Below are 26528 nucleotides of genomic sequence, written 5' to 3'. Positions count from 1 at the left end.
CGGCGAGCGAGTCGTCAGGGGGAGACGCGGGCGCGGCGGCCCTCGAATCCGACGACGTCTCCGGCGACCAGCTGCCGCCCGCGGCGCAGGTCGACCTCGCCGTTGACCGTCACGTCGCCGTCGGCGATGGCCTCCTTGACCATGCCGCCGCTGTCGAGCAGCCCCGCGAACTTGAGGAACTGCCCCAGGCGGATCATCTCCCCGCCGATCGAGACGTCGTCGATCGGCGCCTGGTTCTTCTTCGTCATGCGGCCTCGCTCGTCATGCCGCCAGGCTACGCGAGCTCAGCCGCGGAAGTAGGCGTTCGCGCTGCGGGTGTAGAGCAGCACGATCCCAATCAGCGCGAGCACGGCGTTCAGGATGCCCTGCAGCACGTTCGACGGAGTGCCGATCACGAGGTACAGTCCGCCGATCAGGTTCAGTGCCAGCACGATCGTCGTCAGCACCCGGGCGAGCTGGCTGCCGCGCAGGAGGGCGGCGCCGACGACGATCGTCACGACGCCGAGCACGATCGCGATGATCGAGGTGGTCACCACCGAGCCGGCCGACCCGGTCACCTCGGCCGTCGTCTGGGCTGTGATCAGACCGATCACACCGCCGATGATCTGCAGCGCGCCGGAGATCCACACGATCACAGCCACCAGGGTCACTCCGCCGGGTCGTCTCATCACTGCGCTCCATCTCGATCGGGGGCATCGACGGGGATGCCCACCGCCATGGCCCGAGCTTAGGAGGCCGGACCCGGGTTCGGATAGACCGACTCGGGCGAGCGTGCGAAGGTGGGGGATGGCCTCACCGCAGACGCTCAGCGAGTCCGACCGCCGCCTCGTGGCCGCCTGGGCGGCCGACTGCGCCGAGCGGGTGCTGGCGCTGTTCGAGGCGGAGGCGCCCGATGACGACGACCGCCCGCGCGACGCGATCGCCCGGGCGCGGGCCTTCGCTCGGGGTGAGCTGGATGCGGCCGGGGAGATCAGGCGGCGATTCGTCGCCAACCGGGCGGCACAGGCCGTGACGTCGCCGGCGGCCCGGGCCGCGGCGTGGTCGGCCGGGCAGGCGGCGGGCGTTGCGCACATGGGCGCGCACGCCCTCGGCGCCGCGGCCTACGCGGCGAAGGCGGCGGGGCTGGCAGCGCACGGCGCTCCTGGCGCAGCCGAGACCGCGCGCCACGACGAGATCGCCTGGCAGCTCGACCATCTCAGCGACCCGGTGCGCGCGGCGCTCGCGCTGCTGCCCGCGCTCGGCACCGACACCTCGGGGCCCCTCGGCGCAGGCCTCCTCGCGTCGGGCGAGCTCGGAGCGAGCATCCGGGCCCTGCAAGCAGGCCTCTGAGCCCGGGCCCCTCACCCGCCCGAGACGCCGCCGCGCGTCCGCTCAGCCCGCAGCCTTCGGCAGGCGGATGCCGTACGCCGTGAGCTTGCGGTAGACCGTCGCGCGACTCATGCCGAGCTCGACCGCCGCCTCCTCGATCGAGATGCCGGGGCGGGTGAGCACCCGCACCATCTCCTCGCGCTCGAAGGCCTTGATGCGGGGCAAGTGCTCTCCGCGCGAGAGCAGCTCAGGCGGCAGGTGCCGCAGGTCGATCACGTCGGTGCGCACGGCCGCGTCCTTCATCACGGTGGCCAGCTCGGCAGCGTTGCCTGGCCAGCCGTAGTCGGTCAGGGCGCGCGCCGCCGCCGGGGTGATCTCGACCCGACGGGCGCGGGCCCGGGTGGCGAGGTGGTCGGCCAGGGGCAGGATGTCGGCGGGCCGGTCACGGAGCGCGGGCACCTGCACGACGGTGTCGACAAGGCCCGCGAGCGGTGCCGGCACCGCGTCGAAGCTCTCGGCCGACAACCCGTAGGCACCGGTCACCGAGCCGCGCGCCTCGAGCACCAGCGAGCGCAGACGCTCGGCGGCGGCGACGGGGAGGTCGTCGGTGTCGCAGATGACGAAGCCGGTCTGGGGTCGGGCGAGCTCCGGCGTCCAGAACGACAGCCAGGATTCGACGTCGTGGGGTTCGGGCACCCGCACCGCGATCAGGCGGTTGCGGGGCTGCACGGCGCGCTGCGCCTGGGCGAGCAGCGTCGAGCGGCCGCTTCCGCGCTCGCCGACGGCGGCGACCACGCGTCCGCTCTGCAGCGCGCCGACGGCCTGGGCCAGGGCGGCGGTCCACGCCTCCGAGAGCGGCAGCTCACCGTCGGTGCCGGGTGCGGTGCGCAGCGCCTCGATGCGGAAGACCTGACCCCGGGCTGCCCGGCGCGGCGGTCGGTGCCCGTGTGACCGCGCGAGCATGAGGTTCGCGGTCGAGGTGGCCGCCATCTGGGCGAGCGCGAGCAGGAGGTCGGAACGCGCATCCGACCACGTGGTGAAGTTCACGGCACCCTCGAGGCGCCCCGTCTCGGGATCGAAGATGGGGGCGGCCGCGCAGGTGTAGCCGCAGAGGCTGCGCGAGTAGTGGTCCTCGGCCCGCACGAGCGAGGGCACGCGGTCGGCGAGGGCGAGGCCGAGACCGTTCGTGCCGGCATCCCGCTCGGAGTACGAGAAGCCGGGAGCCAGGTGCACGCGGTCGAGCGACTGCAGCAGCTGCCGATCGCTGGTCAGCCGGCTCAGCACCAGCCCGTCGGCGTCGGTGAGCATGAGTCCGACGGGCTCGGAGGCGAGGGTGCTGTGCAGCTCGGCGAGCACCTCGCGCCCGCACTCCGAGAACAGCGACTCGTCGTCGTAGGTGCCCGAGAAGACCGGCTGCACCTCGTCGAGGGGAACACCGTAGCCCTCGCTCCGTCGCCACGAGGCGATCAGCCGCGGGGGCAGCGCCGCCACCGGCGCCGTGTGCTCCTGCGCACGGGAGGGGAGATCGTGAACGTCCATCAGCACCTTTGCAGTCGACCGTCCCAGTCATTCTAGGTGTGCCCGCTGAGGGTGTCCCCGGAGTCCGTCTCACATTGAGACCGGGCATTCCCCACGCAGCCGGGCCCGGCGTCTAGCGTCGCCTTCAGGACCGAGGTCCTTTCACATGCGGCAAAGGAGCAGACATGTATCAGAAGGACGGCGAGAGCTTTTTCATCGTCGACGCCCACGTGGCGTTGTGGGATGCGCGACCCGAGAACCAGCGCAACATCCACGGCAAGCAGTTCATCGACTGCTTCTACGACTACCACGCGAACCTCTCGCCCGAGAGCGAGAAGTGGAGCTATGAGGAGTACCTCTACCAGGGCGGCGAGCGCTTCATGCGCGACGTCTTCGCCGACGACATCGTCGACCACGCCATCTTCCAGCCCGCCGCGCTCGGCGAGTTCTACGTGAACGGCTTCGGCCAGACCGAGGAGGCCTGGGCACTCACTCAGGCGAACCCCGACAAGCTGACGTACAACCACAACTTCGACCCCCGCAACGGCGAGGCCGGCCTCGACCAGCTGCGCGCCGACGCCGAGCGCTTCAACCTGAAGGGCGTGAAGCTCTACACGGCCGAGTGGCACGGCGACTCGCGCGGATGGAAGCTCGACGACCCCTGGGCCTACCGCTACTTCGAACTGTGCCGGGAGCTCGGCATCACGAACATCCACGTGCACAAGGGACCGACCATCCGCCCCCTCGACCGCGACGCCTTCGACGTCGCCGACGTCGACCACGCGGCGACCGACTTCACCGACCTCAACTTCGTGGTCGAACACGTCGGCCTGCCCCGGCTCGAGGACTTCTGCTGGATCGCCACGCAGGAGCCGAACGTCCACGGTGGGCTCGCCGTGGCGATGCCGTTCATCCACACCCGCCCGCGCTACTTCGCGCAGATCATCGGCGAGCTCATCTACTGGATCGGCGAGGACCGCATCCAGTTCTCGAGCGACTACGCGCTGTGGACGCCGAAGTGGCTCGTCGAGGCCTTCGTCGACTTCCAGATCCCCGAGGACATGACCGAGTACGCGCCCATCACGATGGATCAGAAGCGCAAGATCCTCGGGCTGAACGCCGCGAAGATGTACGACATCCCGGTGCCGGCCGAGCTGCAGCTGCCGGATGCGCCGGAGACCGAGACGGGGCCGCGTCAGCCCGAGCGGGCCGACCTGGCAGCGGTGTGATGAGCACCGCGATCGCTCTGCTCGCGCTCACCGAGCACGACGTGATGCGGGCCCTCGACGCGGTGATCGACCCCGAGCTCGACGAGCCGATCACCGACCTGGGCTTCGTGCGCTCGGTGCGCTTCACCGACGTCGGCGTCGAGGTGCACCTACGCCTGCCCACCTCGTTCTGCGCGCCGAACTTCGCCTACCTGATGGCGTCCGACGCGAAGGACGCACTCACGGCGCTGCCCGAGATCGGCACGGTCATCGTGGAGCTCGACGACCACCACGACTCCGGGATCATCAACGCCGGGCTCGCCTCCGACGCCGGCTACCGCGGCACGTTCCGGCACGAGGCCGAGAGCGACCTCGAGGAGCTGCGCGCCGTCTTCCAGCGGAAGGCGCACACGGCCGCGATGGAGCGGGCGCTGACCGCGCTGCTGCGGTCGCGCTCCGATCTGCTGGAGGCCGACGTGGCCGGGGTGACCCTCGGCGATCTTCCCGACGACGGAGCGAAGGAGGCGCTGCTGAGGCGCCGCGAGACGCTCGGGCTCGACATCCGCGCCGACTCTCTGGTGCTGGTCGACGACCTCGGCGTGCCGTACCCGGCGGCGTCCGCGGCGTTGGCGCTTCGGCGGGCCCGGTCGACCCGCATCTCGATCGACGGCAACGCCCACTTCTGCCGCGGCCTGCTCGCCACCCGCTATCCCGGGTCGGAGGACGACCAGGCGCCGCGCGCCGAGGAGACCTTCTTCCCCCTGACCGACCTGATCCGCACGACGCGAAGGAGCGTGGCATGAGCACGATGCGAGCCGTCCAGGTGGTCGGGTACCACCGAGACCTCGAGATGACCGAGATCCCGAAGCCCGAGGTCTCGGGCCCCTTCGACGTGATCGTGCGGATCGGCGGTGCCGGCGTGTGCCGAACCGACCTGCACATCCTCGAGGGGCAGTGGGAGCAGAAGTCGGGAGTGGCCCTGCCCTACACGATCGGGCACGAGAACGCCGGGTGGGTGGATGCCATCGGCTCCGCCGTCACGAACGTGGCGGTGGGCGACAAGGTGATCGTGCATCCGATCATCACCTGCGGGCTCTGCCGCGCCTGCCGGCTCGGCGACGACGTGCACTGCACGCAGAAGGAGTTCCCGGGCATCGACACCCACGGCGGCTACGCCGAGTACCTCAGAACGAGCGCCCGCAGCGTCGTGCGCATCGCCGACTCGCTCGAACCGGCCGACGTGGCCGCGCTCGCGGACGCCGGGCTCACCGCCTATCACGCGGCGGCCAAGGCGGCGCGCAGGCTGCGGCCAGCCGACCGGTGCGTGATCATCGGAGCGGGCGGTCTCGGGCACATCGGCATCCAGGTATTGAAGGCGCTGACGGCGTCCGAGCTCATCGTCGTCGACCGCAACCCGGCGGCTCTCGAGCTGGCCACGTCACTCGGCGCCGATCACACCGTGGTGGCGTCGCCCGACGGCTCGCACGTGACGCGGGTGCTCGAACTCACCGAGGGCAACGGCGCCGAGGTGGTCGTCGACTTCGTCGGCGAGGGCGGTTCGACCTCGGAGGGCGTGCAGATGCTGCGCCAGGCGGGCGACTTCTACGTCGTCGGCTACGGCGAGAACATCGACATCCCGACCATCGACATCATCTCGAGCGAGATCAACTTCATCGGCAACCTGGTGGGCAGCTACAACGACCTCACCGAGCTGATGGTGCTCGCCGCCCGCGGGCTCGTCACGCTGCACACCGCGACGTACGCGCTCGACGACTTCCAGAAGGCGATCGACGACCTCGACGCCGGGCGTGTGCGCGGGCGGGCGATTCTCGTCCCGTAGCGCGCCGCGCCCTCCCTCTTCTTCATCCATCCCGACCCTAGGAGCCCCCATGCCCACCGCCCGACCCATCCGCACCGTCATCAGCCCCGGACGCTACGTCCAGGGCCCCGGCGCCATCTCCCGCCTCGGCGAGTACCTCGCCCCGATCGGCTCGAAGCCCCTCCTCGTCGCCGACGATGTGGTCTGGGGTTTCGTCGGTCATGACGTCGAGGCCTCGCTCGCCGCAGCCGGCCTGCCGGTCACCCGCGAGAAGTTCAACGGCATCCCGAGCTTGGGCGAGATCGACCGGCTCGTCGGGGTGATCGCCGAGGCGGGTGCCGACGTGGTCGTCGCGATCGGCGGCGGCAGCACGATCGACGCGGTGAAGTCGGCGGGGTTCCTCGCGGGCATCCGCTGGGTCACCGTGCCGTCGGTGGCGTCGACGGATGCTCCGACCTCCGCCCTGGCCGTCATCTACACCGAGGACGGAGCGTTCGAGGAATACCGCTTCTTCCCCCGCAACCCCGACCTGGTGCTCGTCGACTCGCAGCTCGTCGCGAACGCTCCGGCGGCCTTCCTCGCGGCGGGGGTCGGCGACGCGCTGGCCACCTGGCTCGAAGCCCGGGCCACCTCGCGCTCCAACTCGAACACCATGGCCGGCGGCCTGCCGACCGAGACCGGCACCGCGCTGGCGCGGCTGAGCTGGGAGGTGCTGTGGGAGAACGCCCTGCCGGCCCTCGACGCCGTGCGCGACCACGTCGTGACCCCGGCGGTCGAGCGCGTGATCGAGGCGAACACGCTGCTGTCGGGTCTCGGCTTCGAGTCGGGCGGTCTGGCGGCGGCGCACGCGATCCACAACGGCCTGACCGCGGCGCCGCAGACCCACGGTCTGGCGCACGGGCAGAAGGTCAACATCGGATCGATCACGCAGCTCGTGCTGGAGGGGGCGCCTACCGCCGACCTCCGGGACTTCATCGAGTTCACGACGCGCGTCGGGCTGCCGACGACGCTCACCGAGATCGGTCTCTCGGCCGACTCGCCCGAGCTGGAGCAGGTGGCGGAGCTCGCGACCGTCCCGGGGGAGACCATCCACGCGATGCCCTTCGAGGTGCGCCCGGTCGAGGTCGTGGCCGCGATGAAGTCGATCGAGCGATTCGCCCGCGGCGTGCGCGCCGACGCGAAGCTGCCGGAGCCGACGCCGTACAAGGCCCACCACTAAAGGGCCATCGGGCTTCACCCAGGCCGCCGCCCCGCCCACCGTCCACCCGGACGGTCGGGCGGGGCGGTCGTGCGTCCGGCCGGCGCGGGCGGCCCCGCCCCGGCCTCACTACGGTGGACACGTGGATGCACGATGGCTGACCGCCCCACCCGCCGAGGTGGCCGCCGCGATGGCGACGCAGCGCCGCTCGGCCCGCCCCGCCTGGGTGCCCACCAAGCGCCAGATGCTCGTGCACCTCACCTGGAGCCTGCTGCTCTGGTACTGCTTCATCGTGTTCATGACGATCGGGGTGCGGGTCGACGGCTACGGCGACAACGACACCGGGCCCGACGACTGGCGCGACCTCGCGATCGCGCTGGTGGTGCTGATGGTGTGGGTGCTCGTCGCCCTCCTGCTGCAGCGCTGGGCCAAGCGGCCACCCGCGCCGAGGGCCCGGTTGGCGGAGTGGCGCCAGACCCTCACTGCGCTCGCGAACGGGTTCGAGCCGCAGCTGCGGATCGCATCGCCGCTGCCGGTGCTGATCGGGCAGCCGGCGGGGAGAGCATCCGTCTACCCGCGCTTCACGGCCGCGGGTGACCAGCGGGTCGAGTTCGGCAACCTGGTGTGGCGCACCGGGATGCACGGCAGACCCGTCACGCGCGGCTACCTCGCGGTCACCCTGCCGTCGCCGCTGCCGCACCTCTATCTCGACTCGCTCGCCAATGGACGAACCCCCGGCGACCTGCCCACGAGCGTCGACCGCAGCCAGCGACTGAAGCTGGAGGGCGACTTCGACCGCCATTTCGCCGCCTACGCCCCCTCGGGCTACGGCACCGACGCGCTCTACGCGCTGGCGCCCGACGTGATGGCGGCGCTGATCGACGACGCGGCGGGCTTCGACGTCGAGATCATCGACGACCGGGTCGTGTTCTCGACCCCCACCGCCGCCGACTACTCGGATGCCGCCACCTGGTCCCGCATCGAGACCGTGCTGAGCGGCGTCGCGCTGCGCCTCGTGAAGCGCGCCGCCGCCTACCGCGACGACCGGGTGTCGGGCCAGCACCTCCGCCCGGCGCGGGTGATCGGGCCCGGCGGCCGCCGCCTCGCCAACGGCTACCGCAGCCGGGGGCCGTGGCCGATGCTGCGGCTGGTGGGGTGGATGCTCGCGCTGTTCTTCCTCTATGTGGTGCCCGGGCTCTTCGCCTTCGCCGGCTTCATGTCGATCGTGGACGACAAATGACGAAAAGCTCTCCTCGTGCCCGCACCGCCGCCGCTCGGCTGACCGGGCGCTGCTCGCCATCCCTTCACTGAGCCGTCGCCGGGTCGCCGGCACTCGGCGTCCGAGCCTTGAGGGCCTTGCGCGCCCCGCGCCCCGACGGCTCCACCCCGGCCTCCGGCACGTCCGCCGTCCCGCGGTGCGCCGCCGTGATCATCGCGTTCGCCGTCGCGATCAGCGGCACCGCGAAGAACGCCCCCGCCACCCCCGCGATCGCGGTCCCGGCGGTCACCCCGAGCACGATCCCCAGCGGATGCACCTTCACCGCCGACCCCGTCAGCAGCGGGTGCAGCACGTGGCTCTCGAGCTGCTGCACCAGGATCACGATCCCCAGCATGATCAGCGCGTGCACCCACCCGTTGAACACCAGCGCGATGACGACGGCGATCACGCCTCCGACGATCGCGCCCACCACGGGAACGAAGGCCCCGAAGAACACCACCACCGCGATCGGCAACGCCAGCGGCACACCGAGGATGGCGGCGCCGACACCGATGCCGATCGCATCCGTCACCGCCACCACCAGCTGCACCCGCACGAACGACGTGAGCGTGCGCCACCCTGCGGCGCCGGCCACCGCGATGCGCGGCTGCGCGGCCCGCGGGAAGATGCGTGTCACCCACTGCCAGATGCGCGGCCCGTCGATCAGCGAGAACAGCGTCACGAAGATGACGATGAACAGCCCCTCGAGCACGTGGATCGCCCCGCTGCCCACCGCGAGCGCACCCGCCCCGAGGTCGGAGGCGTGCTGCTGCAGCCAGGTGACGGCGTCGTTCACGTAGCCGCTCACCGCATCCGCCGTGAGGCCGAACGGCTGCGTCGCGAGCAGCGACTGGGCCGACTGCACGGCCTGCCCGGTCTGCGTCTTCAGCGCGGGCAGCTGCGTGCGGATCTGCTCGGTCACGATCAGCGCGAGCCCCGCGATGACGGCGAACACGACCACCCACGCGGTGATGATCGCGACCCACTTCGGCCACCGGTGCCGCTGCAGGAACGCCGACAGCGGCACCAGCAGCGCCGACAGGATGATGCCGATCAAGAACGGGATGACGATCTCCGACAGCCGCGCCACGAGGAACAGCACCACCGCGATGGCCGCCCCGATCACGAGCAGCCGCCAGGCGAACCCGGCACCCACCTTGAGGCCGGGCGCTATCGGGTCGTGAACAGCGGATGCGCGCTGCACGGTCGGGGCGACGGGGGCTGTTGCGGCGCCGGGGGCGGGGGTGGCGCGGCGCGATCGGAATGAGATCATGCTCGGAAGCTATTCCCGGTTCGCTGTGAGCGTGCTGAAGTTCGCCTGAAACGCTCATCTCCGAGACGTACCCCGTTCGGGGGCCACGCTTGCCCATTGTCTCTCTGCGCACCAGCTTTGGGAAGCCTCACGGCGCGGCATTGCGGCGAGCCTAGCGTCGTGCCCATCGATCGAGGGTGCCGCTCGCGAGAGTCCCGCCCTCCAATCCCAAGGAGGAGAGATGGGTGTGAAGACAGCGGTCGCCGTAGGCGCGGCCGGGATCGCGGCCGGCGTCGTGGCGAGGGCGCTCGTGAAGAAGAAGTCCGAGTCCGACGGCGACGGTCGGCATCCCGACGGTTGGAAGGCCGTCACGGTGCTGGGGGAGTCGGCGGAGTTCGAGCGGGGCGGCTACCCCGAGCCGCTGCAGCGTATCGCCGGGACGCTCGAGATCCGGCTCCAGCCGGCGCCGGGCGACAAGGGCTTCGAGGTGCATGCGCGGGTCAAGGACGACGCCGACACGACGTCGTTCGGGGAGGACGAGCCCGACCAGGCCCTGCGAACCGCGTTGCGGGATGCGAAGCAGCTGTTCGAGACGGGTGAGGTGCTCCGGGCCGTTCCGAGGCCGCACGGCGAGCGACCGACGACGCTGCTCGGAGCCGCCGTCGACAAGGCGGAAGACGATGCGAAGGGCGAGGGTGTGCTGTGAAGGCTCTGTGCTGGACCGGAGTGAACAAGCTCGAGGTCGAACGGGTGGACGATCCCGAGATCCTGAACGCGCAGGACGTCATCGTGCGCGTCATCCTCTCCACCTCCTGCGGGTCCGACCTGCACCTGCTGGGCGGCTACGTGCCGACCATGCGGGCCGGTGATGTGCTCGGTCACGAGTTCATCGGCGAGGTGGTCGAAGTCGGCTCGGCGGTCGCGAAGCACAGCGTCGGCGACCGCGTCGTGGTGTGCTCGTTCATCAGCTGCGGCAAGTGCTGGTACTGCAAGAACGAGCTCTACTCGCTCTGCGACAACGGCAACCCGAACGCGGGCATCCCCGAGGCCCTCTGGGGCCAGGCGCCGGGCGGATGCTACGGATACTCCCACGCGCTCGGCGGGTGGGCCGGGAGTCACGCCGAGTACATCCGCGTGCCGTACGCCGACCAAGGCGCGTTCCCCGTGCCCGAGGGCGTGAGCGACGAGCGGGCCCTGTTCGCCTCGGATGCCGCACCGACCGGGTGGATGGGCGCCGACCTCGGCGGGGTGAAGCCCGGGGACACGGTGGCCGTCTGGGGAGCGGGTGGCGTCGGCCAGATGGCGGCGCGCGCATCCATTCTTCTCGGGGCGGAGCGGGTGATCGTGATCGACCGGTTCCCGGAGCGGCTCGCGCAGGTCGAGAGCGTCATCGGCGCGGAGACGATGAACTACGAGACCAGCGAGGTGCTCCCCGAACTGCGCGAACTCACCGGAGGCCGCGGGCCCGACGTCTGCATCGAGGCCGTCGGCATGGAGGCGCACAGCGACCACCTCGACTTCGCCTACGACCAGCTCAAGCAGCAGCTGCGGCTGCAGACCGACCGGCCGACCGCCGTGCGCGAGGCGATCTTCGCGGCGCGGAAGGGCGGCAACGTCTTCGTGCTGGGGGTGTTCGGCGGCGTCGTCGACAAGTTCCCGCTCGGGCCGCTGATGAACAAGGGGCTGACGCTCCGGTCGGCGCAGCAGCACGGTCATCGCTACATCCCGATGCTGCTGGAGCGGATGGCGCGCGACGAGCTCGTCACCGAGCACCTCGCCACCCACGTCATGCCGCTCGAGGAGGGGCCGAAGGGCTACGAGATGTTCAAGGAGAAGACCGACGGCTGCGTTCGCGCCGTCTTCCAGCCGTAGAAGAAAGGACAGCATCATGAAAGCAGTCGTCTATCAAGGTCCGCGTTCCGTCGAGGTCATCGACGTGCCGGATGCCCGCATCGAACGTCCCACGGACGTGCTCGTGCGCATCACCACAACCAACATCTGCGGGTCCGACCTGCACATGTACGAGGGAAGGACCGACTTCGAGACCGGTCGCTGGTTCGGGCACGAGAACCTGGGCGAGGTGATCGAGGTCGGCGACGCCGTCGACAAGGTGAAGGTCGGCGACTACGTCGTGCTGCCCTTCAACGTCGCCTGCGGTCACTGCAAGAACTGCGAGCGCGGCCTCACCAACTACTGTCTGACCGCGCAGCCCAACCCGGCGTGGGCGGGGGCCGCCTACGGCTTCGCCGACATGGGCCCCTGGGCCGGTGGTCAGGCCGAGTTCCTGCGGGTGCCGTGGGGTGACTTCAACTGCCTGCGGCTCGGTGAGGATGCGCAGGAGAAGCAGAACGACTACGTGATGCTCGCGGACATCTTCCCGACGGGCTACCACGCCACCGAGCTCGCCCACGTGAAGCCCGGCGACCAGACGGTGATCTATGGAGCCGGACCCGTCGGGCTCATGGCGGCCTACTCGGCGATCATCAAGGGCGCGAGCAAGGTCATGGTGGTCGACCGTCATCCCGACCGGCTGCGGCTGGCCGAGGAGATCGGAGCCATCGCGATCGACGACTCGGCGGTCGACCCGGTCGAGGCGGTGACCGAGATGACCATGGGTCTCGGCGCCGACAACGGCTGCGAGTGCGTCGGCTACCAGGCGCACGATCCCGCGGGCGAGGAGGATCCGAGCCTGACGCTGAACCGGCTGGTGAAGTCGGTGCGGTTCACCGGCGAGATCGGCGTGGTGGGCGTCTACGTGCCGCAGGACCCGGGTGCGTCGGACGAGCTCGCCAAGCAGGGCAAGGTGGCGTTCGACTTCGGCGAGTTCTGGTTCCGCGGGCAGAAGCTCGGCAGCGGACAGTGCCCGGTGAAGAAGTACAACCGTCCGCTCCGCGACCTCATCGTGGCGGGCAAGGCCACCCCGTCGTGGATCGTCAGCCACGAGCTGTCGCTCGACGAGGCTCCGGATGCGTACGAACACTTCGACGACCGGGACGAAGGCTGGACCAAAGTGGTCCTGCATCCCGGCCAGACGACGGCGGGAGCGTGACATGGCCGGCGAACTGACCGGACGACGGGTCGCCATCCTGGCCGCCGACGGCGTCGAGCGGGTGGAGCTGGAGCAGCCGAGGCGGGCCCTCGACGAGGCCGATGCCGAGACCGTGCTGATCTCGATCGCCGACGGCTCGATCGCGGCGCGCAACAACGACCTGGAGGAGGCCGGGAGCTTCCCGGTGGACCTGCTCGTGCAGGACGTCTCACCGGGCGACTTCGACGCCCTCCTCCTGCCGGGTGGCACCGTGAACCCCGACAAGCTGCGGATGGATCCGACCGCGGTCGCGTTCGTGCGTGACTTCGTCGACACCGGCCGCCCGGTCGCGTCGATCTGCCACGGGCCGTGGACGCTCGCGGAGGCCGACCGTGTGCGCGGGCGTCGCCTCACCTCGTGGCCGAGCGTGCGCACCGACCTGCGGAACGCGGGCGCCGAGGTGGTCGACGAGGAGGTCGTCACCGACGGGACGCTCACCACCAGCCGGTCGCCGGATGACCTGCCGGCGTTCTGCGAGCGGATCGTGCAGGAGTTCGCGCGGGGGCCGCAGGGCGGGTGAGGCGGATGGTGCGCTGGGCTCCGAGCGCAGCTCGGGGCCCAGCGGCCGCAGCTCGGAGCCCAGCGGCCTCAGCGCGCCGTCGTCACCGCCTCGCTGCGGGAGCCGCGGGTGCGGATCTCCTCGCTCCAGGCCAGCGCGATGCCGAGCCGGTCGCTCAGCAGGCGCCGGTAGTCGGCGAGCAGCCGCGCATCCGCGTGCGCCGCCGCCGGCTCGTGCGAGCCCGCCGTGCAGAATGCGGCCAGCGCCCCGGCCGCCTCGCCGATCGACCACTCGACCGGATGCAGGCGGTAGGCGCCGTTCGTGATGTGGGTGCTGCCGATGTTCTTGTTCGCCGCCACCAGGTTCGGCACATCGCGCGGGATGAGCGCCCCCAGCGGGATCTGGAACGGGTAGCAGTCGATGTCGACGTAGGAGCGGCCCGAGGTCGAGGGGTGCAGGTCGATCCGGTAGAAGCCGATCCCGACGCTGTCGTCGAACAGCTCCGAGCCCGCCCCCTCGCCCCGCATCTCGCGCCCGATGTGCGCCTCCGTCACGGTGAACAGCGCCCGGATGCGGCGCGACTCCCGCACGTACACGGCCTTTGCGAGCCCGTCCGCCGTGCCGAGCACATCGCCCCGCAGCATCAGCTCGGGGTAGCCGGACCCGCCGTCACTCCGGGGTGCCTCGGTCTGGATCCAGTGCACGAACGACAGCGTCAGCTCCCGGGCCTCCGCCAGTGCGCGCTGCTGGTCGGCGGCGGTGACACCGGGCCCGACGAGCGGCGAGTCCCAGTAGTCAACCTGCGGCCAGTTCACCAGGGTCACGTCGTGGCCGGCCCAGTCGTCGGCCATCATTCGTCGTGACAGGATGCGCCGATAGTGCCAGAGGTCGAGGTCGTCGTTCTCGACCGCGTCCTCGGGTCGGCCGGCGAAGATGGGGCGCTCGCGGCGTTCGAGGGTAATGGGCTCGATGTCGGTCCAGGAGAGCTGCGAGCCGGGCCAGAACGTCGGCACCGTGGTTCGGAACCGGTCGTAGCTCGCGGGCCGGTCGACCACGTGGTGCTCGCCGAGGCGCAGCTCGAGGGCGGCGCACCAGGTGACGGCCTGCTGGTCGAGCGGGTCGGCGACCTCCGGGGCGTGCAGCTCGCCGGTCTCGAGCGACGACTCGCTTCCGACGACGTGGTCGATGCCGCCCAGCTCGAGTAGGTCGCCGAGCTCGGTCGCATCCGCCACCAGCCCGCCGTGCAGCACCACCTCGTCACCGGTGCGCCGGTCGACGAGCACCACGTCGAGGATGCGCCCGCCGGTGACTCGCCGCACGGCGATCGGGTCGTGCTCGGTGAGCACGGTGAGCAGGCCGGACGCCTCGAGCGGTGAGGTCATCTCGCGAACCGCCAGGTGGGCGACGCGCGGTTCGTGGCAGAGCCGCGACACAAACCCGGCCCCCGGGTTCAGTGCCACGGTCGACCGGGCGATCGACGACAGCGGGTACTCGCGCCGGTAGTGGTCGCGGATCCGCTCCCGCAGCTCGGTGTAGCTCGGCGAGATCGCCTGCCGGTCGATCCACTCGTGCTCGTCGGGCGGAACGCCCTGGCTGGTGAGCTGGCCGCCGAGCCAGTCGCTCGACTCGGTGAGGACGGTGCGCACACCGAGTCGCGCGGCGGTGACGGCGGCGGCGGTGCCGCCCAGGCCTCCGCCGACGACAACGAAGGGGGCATGGAGATGGCGGGTGGGCATGAGGCATCGGCCTTTCGTGAAGGAGTGGGTGGAGAGAGGGTGAGGGGCCGGCGTCAGCCCTTCACTCCTCCGTCGGAGAGCCCCGAGATGAAGCTGCGCTGATTGAAGAGGAAGACGATCAGCACCGGCACGGTCGCGATCACCGTTCCGGCCATCAACGGCCCGTACTGCACGTTGCCGCTGCCGAGGAACCGCGCCAGCGCGAGCTGCACCGTCTGCACCTCCTGCGAACTGGTGACCACGAGCGGCCAGAGAAAGTCGTCCCAAACTCCGGTGAACGAGAAGATGGCGACCACCGCGATCAGTGGTCTGGCGAGCGGCAGGTAGACGCTGACGAAGATGCGCAGCTCCCGGCGCCGTCCATCCGCGCCGCCTCGCCCAGTTCGAGCGGGGCCGAGGTGAAGAACTGGCGGGCGAGGAAGATGTTCATCGGCATCACGATGTACGGCAGGATGACGCCGGCCAGGGTGTCGAGCAGCCCTTAAGGAGATCTGATGCGAACCATGAAACGAACCACCTCGATCAGCGCTGCTCTCGTCTTCGCCGGTCTCGGATTGAGCGGATGCGCGGGTGTCGCCGCGAATGCCGGCGAGGAAACACGGGGGGTGGGGGTCTTCCCTCCGTCCCTCGCGCAAGAGAACGCGCTGGCCGACGGTGTCGTCGACGAGGCCGAATATGAGGCCGGTTTCGCGGCATTCCAGGCGTGCATGACTGCGGGTGGTTACATCGTGGAGGTGCGGGATAACAGCACCGCGATCATCGACTACCGCTATTTGGCGCAGGCGACCGATGACGGCACGGCAGACCGCTGCTACCAGATCGAGTTCGCGGCCGTCGACGAGTCGTGGCAGACCGCCCATCAGGACGAGCAGGCAGACAGTGCTCTCCTCGACGCCTGCTTGAGCGAAAACGGCCTCGCCATTCCGACAACGCGCCAGGAGAAAGTCGATGCCCTGGTTCGGGCAGGGGTCGATCTGGGTAGGTGCATGGCCAAGGGGTGATGAGATTCAGCGCGACTTCTCAGGCCAGCGCTGCAACGGCGTCCAGTTTCGTTGCGGAGCGAGTGGAGGGGGTCTAGATGCGTGCTTCTTCGCCCCGTGGGAGGGCTTCGGCGGCAGCGAGCTCCTTCCGAACGTACAAATTTTCGAGTCGAACCGTCGCTTCACGGGCCTGTTCGAAGGCCCGATCGAGGATGCGACGAACTCGTTCAGCTCATGGCCCTGGTCTTAGCTCGCGAACCTCTGGTGGCCCGCGGATCGCGTCTGGTTCGTCGTCGCCAAGATCGACTACGACAGCACGATCGTGGCCAGCAGCCGCGAGTGCATCGACGCCCTACTGCGCACCCGGGGCATAGAGGCCCTCGAGGTGAGCCCGGGGGATACCCTCGCCATCTCGTAGCTGGCGGGTGCTTCCGCGGCGGCCACCGGTTCGTCGATGATCATTGGAACGACGATCTATCCCCCGGCTTCTACCGTTCGAGCAACCTCAGCACGGCCGCGTGCAACGCCGGCACATCAGACCGGGCGGTCTCGGTCACGATCGCGTGCGAAGTGTCGAAGTAGTGATGCGCAAGAGAGTCGCGCATACGCGCAATGTCATTCCACGGCACTTCCGGCTCGCGTGCTTTGATGCCATCGGTGAGCCCTTCACGGCCTCGCCGATCTCGACTAGTCGGATGCGCACGGCATCGAACACGAGATCCTCCGGGGCGGAGTCTCGGCTGGCGTAGTCGATGATCGCCTCGCAGGCTACGGAGATGTCCTCCAACAGCCTCTGGTCGCTGCGGCTCACAGCGACACCGCATCAGCAAGAACGCTCTCGCGGACGTCCGGTTTCAACGAGTCCTCGGGTACGACGTCGACGTCGACTCCGAGGATTCGCTCCGCTTCGCCGCGCATGCGCGACAACGCGAACAGTCCCACGCCTGCGTCGAGCGTCACAAGCAGGTCCACGTCGCTCTGCTCATTGGAGTCTCCACGCGCCACACTGCCGAACAGCCGGATGCGAGATGCACCGAGGGAGCCGAGCGCTGCACCGAGCTCGTCGCGGTGCGTGTGGACCAACTCGCGCAAGTTCGGCCTGGGTGCGGGGTGCCCTTCGGTCACGCGGGTCTCGAGGTGCAGTCCGGTGGCATTCACCAGTCGGCGGAGAGTACTGAGCGACGGCTCTCGTTTCCCACTCTCGTAGGCGCTCACAACGCTCTGCGTCACGCCGGCCCTCTGGGCAAGCTGCTGCTGGGTGAGCCCGCCCCTGACGCGCGCGCTTCGAAGAAGTTCGGCTGCAGACGACATGTAGTCAATATAGCGGATCGTAGTTACATACAATGCGCTATCTCACAAACGATCGGTCCATCTCTCACAACTAGCAGGGAGAGATACGACTCATCAGAATCCGCTCTTTGCGCGCTTCATCGTCGAGTCGCCGTACTTGCACTTCCGGTGGGTTGTGCGGCGCTCAAAGAGTTGATCGGAACCCTCGTCTCCGGCAGCATCAGCCAGCTCCGGCTCCAGGCCTGGCCGACCGTCTCGCAGTCGTCGGCGGTCAGGCATCCCTGTTCAGGTCGGCGCGTTCTCCTAGAGACGATGGCCCGAACCATCTCCACAGGGGGCGAGCAGTGACCAAGATGAGCACCGCGAAGAGGCTCTGACTGCTGACGCCGAACAACGAGAGTCCGCCGACCACAAAGAAGACGGTCCAGTTCACTGCGATGTCGGCGACGATCACGACGATTCCGAGCACGATACCGGAGCGCCGTCAAAAGATGATCAGCGCAGCGGTGGCCGGATCCAGGAACGCCAGTGACACCCAGAACAGCCGGACGCCGAGAGGGAAGTCGCTGTAGGCGTTCACTCCGCCGACGATGAGATCCGCCGTGTGCGTGGTTGTCCCCACGAGGAAGCCGATCACCCACACGACCTGGAACACTCTGAGCGCTCGTGCTGATGCGGCGAGAGCGATCATGCGCTCATGCTACCGAGCCGGATGGCGCCGTCGAGTCCTTCGTCTAGTCCACGAAAGCGTCGAACGTCTCCTTGAACCAAAGGTTTTTGGAGCAGGCGCGGTGACCGTAGACCATCTCGCTGCGGGGCACCCGGATGCCACATTGCCGGCAGCGTCGGAACCGGCTGCAGAACCGTTCGTGCGCTTCGGTGGGGTCTCGGCCAGCGGTGCCGACATGGACCCGGCGAAGTCGGACCAGATGGCGCCCTGTCGGGACAGTCTGTCGCGGCCCTCGCTATTGATGGCGTAGCACTTGCGGTGCGGGCACCCCCAGGAGGGACCACGTAGCTCGGCAGCGCGCCCGCCGCGGTCTCCCAGAGCGTGGGCCGCCTGACGAATGACGAATCGGAAATAGTTTGGGATGCATTCATGTCTCGGCCGACGCGTCGCGCCCACCTCGCAAACGTCGCACATGATCTACTAAGTAAATGACTGACGGGGGAATGGACAGTCTCGACGAGTTAGCCGAGCTGCTGGGGGCAAGTGTCACCTTGCCGGTTTTGTTTGTGGGATCGGGTCTCTCCCGTCGCTACCTTGGGTCTCCGGACTGGGAGGGTCTTGTGCAATACGCGGCCAGCCTTACCCAGTTCCCGTTCGACTACTATTCCGGCCAGCTCCGCGCCGACACTCCGAAAGAAGACCGTCTGCCGTTGATCGCCACACTGATCGCGCAACAGTTCCACCAGGAGTGGTGGACGACCGAGAAGTATAAAGATCTTCGAGAAAACAACGTTGAGCCCCTACCCGATGGCGGGGATCCTCTAAAGCTCATGATCGCAAGGCACATTGCTTCACTTGGTGACGAGCCCGAGCTCGAAGTTTCGGTGGAACGCGAAAAACTGGGAAGAGTGAAAGCCCATGCGATCATCACCACTAACTACGATCGCGTCCTAGAGGAGTCCTTTCCGGACTTTAGTGTTTTTGTAGGGCAGCAGGATGTTCTGTTCGCATCCCCGCAATACGTCGGCGAGATCTACAAGATTCACGGCTCAGTGGAGAAGCCCACATCCCTCGTGTTCACGGGCGACGACTACGTCGCCTACCGAAAAAAAAATCCATACTTGATCGCGAAAATCATGACGCTTTTTGTCGAGCATCCGGTGATTTTTGTCGGTTACAGCCTCCGTGACCCTCACATTTTGGAATTGCTTGGGACACTAGTTTCGTGTCTGTCGCCGGAACAACTCGACACCTTCAATCAGCGCCTCATCTTTGTTGGGCGCGTCAGCGCCGCAAGAGCCAAAGGTTTGTCAAGTTCAAGCATTACTGTGCCTGGCTACACCTTCGGGGTGCAAGAGTTCGGGATAGATGACTTCGGAGGTGTCTACGACGTCCTTGCCGAGCTCCCGGAGCAATACCCCGTCAAGTTACTGCGAAATCTAAGCGAGCGCGTGACCCAGATGGCCTACTCCGACACGTCGAGTGAGCGAGTCCATGTGCTCCCCTTGCAGGAAGGCGAGGACATTGACGATGTTCAAGTTGTGGTCGGCGTTGGTGCCTTTGAGAGGCTGGGAGAGAAGGGATACACAGCTTACAGTCGGGCCGAGCTGTTCCTCGACATGATCGCGGGGGCTACGGACCACAACATTGAACACATCGGGAGTCTGATTTCGCACAGTTTTCGCAACGCGAAATTCTCCCCGATCTTCTACCCGAGGTTCTTGGCCGAGCTTCATGGAGTTCCGCTCGAGGAAACGACTCTGCCCACGCGCGCAAGAGCGCTACTGGGCGGCGAAACTGTGCTCGAGCCGTACCCGGGGAAACGTCCTGAGGGCTGGGCCGAGATGGGATTTCGTGAACTCCTCATCGCTCACCCGAAGTATGCCGAGAATCTTTCGACTGGATGTGCGTACGACGAAGAGGACGTCATTGCACTCGGCAAATATCTGTGGCCAAAACTTGTCGGGAACAGTGCGCCCGGAACTCCGCTGGCGAAGGCCGGCTCGAAGTTTGACCGCCTCGTGTACGGAGACGATTTCGCAGGTGACGTTGGCGCGCTGCGTGCACGCGTGCAGGTGGAGCTGGGACGGCCACGATATTAGGGGGCGTCTGGCATACCCCAACGGAACGAGACCAATGGCATCAATAGCCTGGAACTGTGCAGAGGAATTTGCGACGGGTCGGCAGGCTAAGTGAACTGGTCGTAGTTCACTACGTTCTTACGCGTGAGGTGTCGAGCGGGAGCTAGGGGAGATTGGCTGTAGGAAATTGGCGTAATTCGCGAATCTAGTAACTGGGTATTGGGGAGAGACATGTTCGAGCGGTTAAAGCGGCGTCGAGAAGAAACAAGCCCTGAGGCGATTCGTCAGGCAGCTCGCATCGCCCAGCGGCATCAAGCCCGTGATCGCAATTTGGCGGTGGACGTTGCTGCGGACGACACCGAGGCCGCAGAACGATTTGAGCGATGGAAGGATTCCGACCCATTCCCTGAAGTCCCATCTGCACTGCTCAATAGTGCCGATATCGCGGATTACGTATCCACTACCGGATTACTCTGGCCTTTTCGACCGGACAAGCTGAAGTCGGCAAGCTACGAGGTCGCGGCAGTTGGAGACTACTTCTACACAAATCAAGGCAAACTTCATCAGGGTGTGCTGCGGGTTGGTGAAAAACTTGTGCTGCCGCGGAACAGCATCGTGTTCTTGACAGTCGAGCCGTATTTCAGGCTTCCTGATTACATCGCGCTAAGGCATAACCTGAAGATCGACCATGTATATAAAGGCCTGCTAGTCGGTACTGGCCCTCTCATCGACCCTGGGTTTGTCGGGCGAATCGCTCTGCCGCTCCATAACCTCACGGAAAACGACTACGAGATTGTGGGCGGCGAAGGCGTAATTTGGATCGAGTTCACGAAGCTAAGCCCCTATAAAGACTGGGCTACTCGGTCTTCGTCAGTAGTGCGCCACGGTGCTTACGTGAACTTTCCAGCCGAGCGGACTGGAGGTCGCACGGTAAGCGACTATGTCCACAACGCGGTCGGCAACCTTCCAATACCGGCGAGCAGCTCGGACGCGATGGCTAATAATGCGCGGAGGGCTAAGAGGGATGCTTCCGCCGCGCGCAGCTGGGCAAGAAACCTAGGTATCGGCGCGTCTTTGGCCGTATTGGCGGTGGTTGTTGGTCTGATGGTCTACTTCATCGATGTGCAGAAACAGCTCGGTGAACTCCGCGTCGAGATCATCCATTTGCAGTCAACGTCTGCCCCCGGATGATCTAACAATGAGCTATATCAAAGATCGTGTGCAGTCTTTGCGGTCCCAGATAGCGGTCTACTCGAAGCGTGAAATCCACGACGTCCGGAACTCCTCCGACTACGGCCAGCTCCGCTATCGCTTTCTGCACGCTACGACCCCGGCGCCTCTCCGCGTAGTCGTAGTCGTCTATGGACTTGAAGGTGTGACTTCCTCGTTCGACAGAGGTAGGCCAAAGTGTAGCGCCGGAATTTATAGGCGACAGGCGGACGGCATCGCGATGCCGCGCCACCAATTTCGCTGTGTCGACCGTGATTACGTCCTGTTCGAGGTGGCGATAGTTTTTTGCCTGGAGAAGTTCGCTTAGCCGGTTGGGATGTAGCCAAAAAAACACGCGGCCGTTGAGTACGTCGAACCATTCGTACTCTGTCATGTCAGTCAAACTACGGCGCAGGTGGGACAGTGTTAGCGGGCCTTGGTCTCTTACGGACACGCTGCCAATCTCAGGGTGCGTGAACGTGACGGTCTTCGGACGGCGCTCATTCAACAGTGCAGTCTGGGCAGCGGTGTCTAACCCAGCTGACCCAACCAGTTGGCTCGTAGGGAGGAGACCGAATTCTTTGATGGAGTCCCAGCTGCCTGCAGACGCCATATGAAACAAGCGCGGGTAATTGCTAAATAGTGTGGTGTCGTCCAACTCACCATTCCCTTCGATCGATCAGTCCTCGACGGTTGAAGCCGGTCGCAATCAACGAAACCGGTGCACCTGCAACTCTCTCCACTTCCTCCACAAAATTGATCGTGTCGTCGCTTAACTGGTCATACCGTCGAGCTGACGCGTTCCCTTCGGAGAGGTAGTCCGCAAATGTCAGCGCGACGTCGGTTGCTCCATTTAATTCGGAGGCGCGTTCGAGGAGAGCCCAATCAAATTCGGCGACTCGGCGCTGGGTGCGCGACACAGAACCTCGTTCTAGCTCCGAAAGAAGCTCGCCACTCAATCCCGCCCGTTCTGCGATGTTGTCCCACGTGAGCTCTTGAGACATATGTCCAGAGTCGCCTGAAGGGGGGCTGCCAACGCGGATCGGGTATGTCCGCACCACAATGATGGATCTCCTGACGCGATGGATTCCGATTCCCGCTTCAGCAAGACAAGCGTTAACCGTCGTGTCACGGCTTGTGACGAAGGGATACTCGCCGTGGTAAAGACTTAGACCGGTTCCTTGAGTGCCCTCGAGCAACACGCGATGCCCTCGCTTATATGCCGCATCCAGAACTTCGCTCGCGGGGCGAAGCCACGGCAGTAGTTCGGGGACATCCTTTGCCAAGCGCACGGCCGACGATCCATCTCCGAGACGCCCCATTATTCGTCTGGACGCTGCAGAGCCGCCGCCTTTTCCCGTTGATCCAATCGATGCTTTCATCGCGAGCTCGGAAGACTTGTCCTGGTCCTCGATCACCATTGCCTGCGGATCGATGAATAGTCTGCCGACTTCCACGTTGCAATCAGCGATCTCCTGCAGGAGAAGCGCGACATCTATCGTTGCGCCCGGTCCGATCAACAACTTTGCGTCAGGATTTGCGAGTGTGCCGGATGGCAGTAGGCGATGGGTATATACCGGGTCAGTTGGAACCTTGTGACCGGCATTGGGGCCTCCAACGCGAACGAGTAGTCCGTATTCCGAAGCGATATGAAACGCGATGTTTCCCTTTCCCTCACTTCCATACTGCCCCCCAACTATGACGTCCACTAGCCGGCTCGATCTAGGCGCACGCAAGCGAAGCGCAGCCGCAACGCGCGTCAATACGTCCTGCTGCGTGCTGCGCAACGTATCAATCGCAACGTCCGCATCGCGACCTAGAAGTGGGACATTCGCTTCAGTTTTATTGGTGAGCACGGCATCGAATCCGTCCAGCTCAACTAGTCCCGAGCGCCCACGGCGGTCCTCGTAGCGCATCGCAAGGACATCGCGTGGCGCGCTGAGGTGTACATGTGTCACTTCCGCGAATGCGTCTCGGAGTCGATCAACCTGAGCGAGAATGCGTGCGGAATCGACGATCACGAGACCGGGCATCTCAGCCGCCTCGGCGACGCCGGCGGCAACCATGTCAGCTACCCACTGACCCTTCGTCTGCGAGTCAAGAGCTTCACCGTAATCCTGCAGTTGCTTCCGGTCCGCTTCTAGGTCCGTGCCCGCAGAAGCGGCGTACTCGAAGAGTAGATCCTGCGTTCGGAACAGCAAAGCGTCAGAGTTGCCCGCTAGCAAGCGCGCTAGCGTCGACTTTCCAGCGCCGACCGAACCGCTGATGACTACAATTCTGGGTGTTCTGCTTGCCCGTTCAAGCATGATCATTTCCCCATTGCTCGGGCGTGCGAGACGGCAAAGTGTGCACTACTACCTCGACGCCCTTGGATGCGAGCCGTTCGGCCAATAGCCTTTCGACATGATCCCACCTACCTCCGGCCTGGCCAGCACCCAGCCGAGGAACATGCACCGTGGCATCCAGCTCGATTGCGCGACTGGCGACGACATCGAGACCAACTGACATCGCTTCCAGATCCAATCGCGAATCGAATGAACTCCCGTATCCCGCTTGTGCCACGATGCTGGCGATTTCGATGAGCTGGTGGTTACGGTATCGGCTGATGAGATGAACCCGCCCGAGCCTTAGGTGCTCTGGACTAAAAATGGTCCACGCACGAAACGACCCTGCGGCATCGGGAAAGGCCCGACGTAGCGCACCTGCGACACCCCAATTTGACCACTGTCGGACTTCATCGGACACAATGTGCGCGACGAGCGCGGGTCCAGAGGCCTGATCGATGTCGAGAATATCTCCCACAACATGAATGATGCCTCGGTCTGACTCGTATTCCTCCTCACTTTGTATGTATGCAAGAACTCGAGGCAACGTCGACCCAGGGTAGGGCGGTACGCCAACTGCTTGCACGGAGAGCCGCACGCCACCCTGGATCATCGTGCCTCGGACCGTCTGACCGACGGCCACACAGGTGTTGAGCAAATTAGGTTGATCGAGAATTTGTCCATGGTGGAAAAGTGTCCCCAACATGCCACTGATGCTCGGGGGGTTTTGTGCATAATCCACTCGAAAAATCGAGCGCGCTTCACCATCGACGCGAGACGTTGCGATTAGGACGCCTTCACGTCCCGAATCTGTGACGTACTTTCGCAAGATCGCTTCGGTCGATACGTCCCAGCGACGCCGAAGTTCCATGAGGAAATCGATATCGAAGTCGCTGTTGAGGTGACCCTGAATCGACTCTGTAGGCATCAGAATCTCTGCCGCAATCAAGTTGCAAAGTAGCTCGACTTCCCAGCTATCGCCCTGTGGGTCAGGGACTGCTCCTTGGGCGGTACGGTGACGGATCGACTCGCCAGCGTCAGCAAAGCATGTATGGGCGATCTCATGCGCGATGCTGAACCTGAGTCTGCCCTTGGGTCTCGTTGGGTCGTACTCGACGACGAACTGCCCCGACCGCGAATGAAGGCTAGCGTCCCATCCCTCAGCGCTAGGCCTCAATTCGATCGCAAGAGCGCGGGCGAGGCCAAATATGTCCACTGGAGGCCCCAGCACGTCGGCTGTCTGTGCTGTCCTGAGCAGATCTCTTGCTGCCGCGCTTGCGGCTTCAAGCGGGTCGCTGTCGCCAGCGAACGCGATCACGGACGAATTGCGCCACTCACCGCCGTGAGATTTCTCCACATCCTGAGCTTAGCGAGAAGAACAGACTCTTAGTCCAGGAAGAGTGGTGGTTGGTCGAGTAGAGCGCGTTCGATATTCGGGGGAGTATAGCCGTCCGGCTTCAAGACCTTCCCGTCATGCCGAAGAATCGGCTTTCCATCGGAGCCGAGTTTCGTCATGTTTGACCGGTGGATCTCGCGAAGGACCGCATCCAAATCGACGCCCCAGGTGAGGGCCGCGCCGTATGTCACGTAGAGGATATCGCCAAGCGCGTCGGCGATCTTCGTGAGGTTGCTGGCTTCGACAGCCTCCCGCAGCTCCCCGACTTCTTCTTCCAGGAGGTCGACGCGGAGGTCTGCAAGCCCGAACGGGAGTACCCGCTGAGGACGGTTTGAAACAGGTAGATCGAACGCGTGATGGAATTCAGCGACGAGCATGATCGCTTCGCTAACCCCGGTGCCGCGACGCACGAACACGCGCTGAGGCTTTGGCGGAAGTCCAAGCTCGAACTCCTCTTGGTGGTACTCATGCACGGTTTCGGAGTTCACGCTCACTATTCGCTTCCTCATCGCCCTCCAGGTCCAGCCACGCAACCTCACTTATGGCGCCAAGCGATACTGACAGCCTACGTCGGCTTGAAGCACCAAGTCGTCGTGCCCGTCACGATCGGTGCTCTGAAGTCCGTGGACGGAGTTCATCCGGGTGGTGCCGAGGACTCGAGGTGACGTCGTGATGCTTCGCGGCGAGGCGTCGCGGCGGACTGGACACGCCGACTCGCCGCTCGAACGTTTGGTTGGTGTACGAGCTAAGGCTGGTCCCATGAATGACGGCAGGGTTGCTGCGGCGCTCCGGGTCAGTACAGGATTGTCGTGTGCCTGCGTGGAAGGAATATCAAGAGGAAGCCGCGGACGTATTTCGAGATTTGGGATTCAACGCTGAGACGGATGTTTCAGTGGACGGGGTCAGAAACCGACATGACATCGACGTCCTGGCAACGTATGAGCACGCTGGACTAGATCTCACGTGGCTAATTGAGTGCAAGCAATGGAAGTCGCGCGTAAAGAAGGTGCAAGTGCTCTCGCTTCGCACGGTGGTAGAGGACGTGGGAGCGGATCGAGGCCTATTGATCGCCGAAAGTGGCTTTCAGAAGGGTGCCATTCAGGCCACGCACAAGAGCAACGTCGTCGTTACGTCGCTTGCGAAGCTTCGGATTGAGGCTGCGGCTGCTCTCGTGCAGAGACGATTGATGGCCTTACCCGAAAGGTTGTCCTCCGCTCAGGCAAGGTACTGGGCAATTCCAAAGTCGTATCGCGAGGCAACTGGACTCCGCCCCGAGAGTCTTGCCAGTGGCTACAGCGGCACCATCATTCTGCAATTGCTTCCCGGGCTGATTGTCGATGCCCTTGCTGGCACGCTTCCACCTCAACATCCCTTTGGTATTCCGATCCCGGTAAAAACGAAATCGTCTGCTGCTGATGTTGCAGAAGTGCTGCTCAGCGACCTAGAGCGGCGACTCGCCCAAGCCGAGGTCGGTCTGCCGCAGGAAATCCGCGACCTCGCAGCGGCTGATCAGCGAGCCCGGGATGAGTACGAGGTCTCTCCGGAAGACGCGCTCGCAGTCACAATGGCCGTTGACCTGTTGATGGGCCGGCCTAGTGGTTACTCGCTGGCTCAGTCCGAAGCGCCGGCGAAGCCAATAACGCATCAAGGCGAAAACGAGCGGTGATCAAGCCGATCTTCCGCAGTTGATTCAG

Annotated in this window: 29 protein-coding genes; 14 read left to right on the top strand and 15 right to left on the bottom strand. The window is 65.7% G+C overall.

Translation table 11 applies throughout. From position 1 onward, the window contains the following. Positions 1-14 precede the first annotated feature (14 nt). Together NVV95_RS08640 and NVV95_RS08635 are read right to left on the bottom strand one after the other, a co-directional pair. Entirely contained in the window at positions 15-248 is a 234-nt protein-coding gene (locus tag NVV95_RS08640; protein ID WP_259486141.1) for an RNA-binding S4 domain-containing protein, read from the bottom strand. A 36-nt stretch (positions 249-284) separates the two neighbouring features. Then, on the bottom strand, positions 285-668 hold the full coding sequence (locus NVV95_RS08635) for a DUF7144 family membrane protein (protein WP_259486140.1): 384 nt from the start codon (positions 666-668) through the stop codon (positions 285-287). Between the two features lie 118 nt (positions 669-786). Here NVV95_RS08635 and NVV95_RS08630 point away from each other — a divergent pair, with 118 nt between their 5' ends. After that, positions 787-1329, top strand: coding sequence for a putative immunity protein (locus NVV95_RS08630; RefSeq protein WP_259486139.1), 543 nt, complete (start codon positions 787-789; stop codon positions 1327-1329). A gap of 42 nt (positions 1330-1371) precedes the next feature. Here NVV95_RS08630 and NVV95_RS08625 read toward each other — a convergent pair whose 3' ends face one another. Beyond that, positions 1372-2847 carry an AAA-type ATPase lid domain-containing protein gene (locus NVV95_RS08625; protein WP_259486138.1) on the bottom strand — a complete coding sequence of 492 codons (1476 nt, stop codon included), beginning with the start codon at positions 2845-2847 and terminating at the stop codon, positions 1372-1374. Between the two features lie 164 nt (positions 2848-3011). On the opposite strand from NVV95_RS08625, the gene NVV95_RS08620 reads away from it, so the two are divergent. The 5 genes from NVV95_RS08620 (at position 3012) to NVV95_RS08600 (ending at position 8291) form a co-directional block, all read left to right on the top strand. Next, positions 3012-4055 carry an amidohydrolase family protein gene (locus NVV95_RS08620; RefSeq protein WP_259486137.1) on the top strand — a complete coding sequence of 348 codons (1044 nt, stop codon included), beginning with the start codon at positions 3012-3014 and terminating at the stop codon, positions 4053-4055. Continuing rightward, complete coding sequence (locus NVV95_RS08615) at positions 4055-4837, top strand: iron-sulfur cluster assembly protein (protein ID WP_259486136.1); 783 nt, start codon at positions 4055-4057, stop codon at positions 4835-4837. Before NVV95_RS08620 ends, NVV95_RS08615 begins: the two co-directional genes overlap by 1 nt. Next, complete coding sequence (locus NVV95_RS08610) at positions 4834-5874, top strand: NAD(P)-dependent alcohol dehydrogenase (protein ID WP_259486135.1); 1041 nt, start codon at positions 4834-4836, stop codon at positions 5872-5874. The genes NVV95_RS08615 and NVV95_RS08610 overlap by 4 nt, the downstream gene beginning before the upstream one ends. Before the next feature lie 49 nt (positions 5875-5923). Then, complete coding sequence (locus tag NVV95_RS08605) at positions 5924-7072, top strand: glycerol dehydrogenase (RefSeq protein WP_259486134.1); 1149 nt, start codon at positions 5924-5926, stop codon at positions 7070-7072. A gap of 121 nt (positions 7073-7193) precedes the next feature. Continuing rightward, positions 7194-8291: a hypothetical protein gene (locus tag NVV95_RS08600; RefSeq protein ID WP_259486133.1), complete on the top strand. Its 1098-nt coding sequence runs from the start codon at positions 7194-7196 to the stop codon at positions 8289-8291. Positions 8292-8355: 64 nt separating this feature from the next. Here NVV95_RS08600 and NVV95_RS08595 read toward each other — a convergent pair whose 3' ends face one another. After that, positions 8356-9582 carry an AI-2E family transporter gene (locus tag NVV95_RS08595; protein WP_269909039.1) on the bottom strand — a complete coding sequence of 409 codons (1227 nt, stop codon included), beginning with the start codon at positions 9580-9582 and terminating at the stop codon, positions 8356-8358. Between the two features lie 220 nt (positions 9583-9802). Here NVV95_RS08595 and NVV95_RS08590 point away from each other — a divergent pair, with 220 nt between their 5' ends. Genes NVV95_RS08590 through NVV95_RS08575 form a run of 4 tightly spaced genes read left to right on the top strand, consistent with a single transcriptional unit; the run spans position 9803 to position 13169 of the window. Beyond that, positions 9803-10267 (top strand): hypothetical protein, encoded by a 465-nt coding sequence (locus tag NVV95_RS08590; RefSeq protein WP_259486132.1) that lies wholly within the window; start codon positions 9803-9805, stop codon positions 10265-10267. Then, positions 10264-11433 (top strand): zinc-dependent alcohol dehydrogenase, encoded by a 1170-nt coding sequence (locus NVV95_RS08585; protein ID WP_259486131.1) that lies wholly within the window; start codon positions 10264-10266, stop codon positions 11431-11433. The genes NVV95_RS08590 and NVV95_RS08585 overlap by 4 nt, the downstream gene beginning before the upstream one ends. A gap of 16 nt (positions 11434-11449) precedes the next feature. Further along, positions 11450-12610, top strand: coding sequence for a glutathione-independent formaldehyde dehydrogenase (locus NVV95_RS08580; RefSeq protein ID WP_259486130.1), 1161 nt, complete (start codon positions 11450-11452; stop codon positions 12608-12610). Between the two features lies 1 nt (position 12611). Further along, entirely contained in the window at positions 12612-13169 is a 558-nt protein-coding gene (locus tag NVV95_RS08575; protein WP_259486129.1) for a type 1 glutamine amidotransferase domain-containing protein, read from the top strand. Positions 13170-13237: 68 nt separating this feature from the next. Here the strand turns inward: NVV95_RS08575 and NVV95_RS08570 are convergent, their stop codons facing one another. Together NVV95_RS08570 and NVV95_RS08565 are read right to left on the bottom strand one after the other, a co-directional pair. Continuing rightward, positions 13238-14884, bottom strand: coding sequence for an FAD-dependent oxidoreductase (locus NVV95_RS08570; RefSeq protein WP_259486128.1), 1647 nt, complete (start codon positions 14882-14884; stop codon positions 13238-13240). Between the two features lie 53 nt (positions 14885-14937). Further along, entirely contained in the window at positions 14938-15225 is a 288-nt protein-coding gene (locus tag NVV95_RS08565; protein ID WP_259486467.1) for a carbohydrate ABC transporter permease, read from the bottom strand. 162 nt (positions 15226-15387) lie between these two features. Here NVV95_RS08565 and NVV95_RS08560 point away from each other — a divergent pair, with 162 nt between their 5' ends. Further along, positions 15388-15885 carry a hypothetical protein gene (locus tag NVV95_RS08560; protein ID WP_259486486.1) on the top strand — a complete coding sequence of 166 codons (498 nt, stop codon included), beginning with the start codon at positions 15388-15390 and terminating at the stop codon, positions 15883-15885. A gap of 285 nt (positions 15886-16170) precedes the next feature. Here the strand turns inward: NVV95_RS08560 and NVV95_RS08555 are convergent, their stop codons facing one another. The 5 genes from NVV95_RS08555 to NVV95_RS08535 all read right to left on the bottom strand — a co-directional run bounded on the left by NVV95_RS08555 (position 16171) and on the right by NVV95_RS08535 (position 17845). Then, positions 16171-16326, bottom strand: coding sequence for a hypothetical protein (locus NVV95_RS08555; RefSeq protein WP_259486127.1), 156 nt, complete (start codon positions 16324-16326; stop codon positions 16171-16173). 26 nt (positions 16327-16352) lie between these two features. Further along, positions 16353-16469 (bottom strand): HepT-like ribonuclease domain-containing protein, encoded by a 117-nt coding sequence (locus NVV95_RS08550; RefSeq protein ID WP_259486126.1) that lies wholly within the window; start codon positions 16467-16469, stop codon positions 16353-16355. Between the two features lie 202 nt (positions 16470-16671). Then, on the bottom strand, positions 16672-17175 hold the full coding sequence (locus tag NVV95_RS08545; RefSeq protein ID WP_259486125.1) for a helix-turn-helix domain-containing protein: 504 nt from the start codon (positions 17173-17175) through the stop codon (positions 16672-16674). A 250-nt stretch (positions 17176-17425) separates the two neighbouring features. Next, a complete protein-coding gene (locus tag NVV95_RS08540; RefSeq protein WP_259486124.1) occupies positions 17426-17608 on the bottom strand; it encodes a hypothetical protein in 183 nt (60 codons plus the stop codon). A 30-nt stretch (positions 17609-17638) separates the two neighbouring features. Next, positions 17639-17845 (bottom strand): hypothetical protein, encoded by a 207-nt coding sequence (locus NVV95_RS08535; protein ID WP_259486123.1) that lies wholly within the window; start codon positions 17843-17845, stop codon positions 17639-17641. Positions 17846-18312: 467 nt separating this feature from the next. Between NVV95_RS08535 and NVV95_RS08530 the strand changes: the two genes are divergently transcribed. After that, entirely contained in the window at positions 18313-19926 is a 1614-nt protein-coding gene (locus NVV95_RS08530; RefSeq protein ID WP_259486122.1) for an SIR2 family protein, read from the top strand. 210 nt (positions 19927-20136) lie between these two features. Then, on the top strand, positions 20137-21096 hold the full coding sequence (locus NVV95_RS08525) for a dCTP deaminase/dUTPase family protein (protein ID WP_259486121.1): 960 nt from the start codon (positions 20137-20139) through the stop codon (positions 21094-21096). 1 nt (position 21097) lies between these two features. Here NVV95_RS08525 and NVV95_RS18470 read toward each other — a convergent pair whose 3' ends face one another. The 4 genes from NVV95_RS18470 to NVV95_RS08505 are packed head-to-tail and all read right to left on the bottom strand — an operon-like array spanning position 21098 to position 25328. Continuing rightward, on the bottom strand, positions 21098-21736 hold the full coding sequence (locus NVV95_RS18470) for a DUF7002 family protein (RefSeq protein WP_375163802.1): 639 nt from the start codon (positions 21734-21736) through the stop codon (positions 21098-21100). Positions 21737-21773: 37 nt separating this feature from the next. Next, complete coding sequence (locus NVV95_RS08515; protein WP_259486119.1) at positions 21774-23426, bottom strand: adenylosuccinate synthetase; 1653 nt, start codon at positions 23424-23426, stop codon at positions 21774-21776. Continuing rightward, complete coding sequence (locus NVV95_RS08510; protein ID WP_259486118.1) at positions 23413-24795, bottom strand: ImmA/IrrE family metallo-endopeptidase; 1383 nt, start codon at positions 24793-24795, stop codon at positions 23413-23415. The genes NVV95_RS08515 and NVV95_RS08510 overlap by 14 nt, the downstream gene beginning before the upstream one ends. Before the next feature lie 29 nt (positions 24796-24824). Then, entirely contained in the window at positions 24825-25328 is a 504-nt protein-coding gene (locus NVV95_RS08505) for a pyrophosphohydrolase domain-containing protein (protein ID WP_259486117.1), read from the bottom strand. 317 nt (positions 25329-25645) lie between these two features. On the opposite strand from NVV95_RS08505, the gene NVV95_RS08500 reads away from it, so the two are divergent. Further along, positions 25646-26500, top strand: coding sequence for a restriction endonuclease (locus tag NVV95_RS08500; RefSeq protein ID WP_259486116.1), 855 nt, complete (start codon positions 25646-25648; stop codon positions 26498-26500). Positions 26501-26528: the final 28 nt, after the last annotated feature.

Source organism: Herbiconiux gentiana, from assembly GCF_024978135.1.
Lineage (GTDB): Bacteria > Actinomycetota > Actinomycetes > Actinomycetales > Microbacteriaceae > Herbiconiux > Herbiconiux gentiana.
This window is presented reverse-complemented; position numbering and strand designations above follow the sequence as displayed.